This window comes from Vibrio sp. 1249-1 (genome assembly GCF_033340495.1).
This window is the reverse complement of sequence record NZ_JAWOWJ010000527.1, coordinates 1-709: the sequence shown is the minus strand read 5'-3', so window position 1 is coordinate 709 and position 709 is coordinate 1. Positions and strand designations below refer to the sequence as shown.

General features: G+C 51.5%; 1 protein-coding gene. It reads right to left on the bottom strand.

Features of this window, described 5'->3' with window-relative positions; all coding sequences use genetic code 11:
• Positions 1-709: penicillin-binding transpeptidase domain-containing protein (locus R7Z50_RS27400; RefSeq protein ID WP_318149735.1), on the bottom strand; the 709-nt coding region annotated here is incomplete at both ends.

The window sequence follows — 709 nt, the reverse complement described above, 5'->3', positions numbered from 1 at the left end:
CTGCGCCAAGTATTCCGCGTAAACACGCAATGCACCGCTTGACCCCGTAAGGTTGATTGGCTTGTTATCATCACGGCCTAGCCAAATGGTCGTCACTTCACGACCATCAATCCCGACAAACCAGCTATCACGAGTATCGTTACTGGTGCCCGTTTTACCCGCCAACGCAGCCCAAGCGAATTGGCTTTGAAGGTAGCGGCCCGTACCTTGTGCGACACCTTGTTTCATCGCGTAAGTCGTTAGCCAAGCCGCTTGTTCATCAACCGCGCGAGAGGAGCGAGGCAACGATTGATAAAGCACGTTACCGTCCATATCGATGACGGAACGAAGCGCGGTCAGCTTAGCGCGTTTACCCGAGTTAGTCAGTGTTTGGTACATTTGCGCCACTTCAAATGGCGTCAATGAAAACGAGCCCAAGAACATAGAAGGCACAGGACGAATCTCATCTTTGTTGACGCCTAAGCGTTCAAGTGTGCCAGATACTTCAGGAATACCAAGCTCCATCCCCAACCTTACCGTTGGTACATTCAATGACTTCGCAAGCGCAAGGTAAAGTGGCACATCACCACGATATTTACGGTCGTAGTTACGCGGAGTCCATACCGAGCCTTTGCTACCTTTCAAACTTAGAGGGGTGTCGTGCAGCGTCGTCCCCAAATTGTATTTGTCTGGCTGTTCAAGCGCGGTCAGGTAAATTGCCGGCTTGACC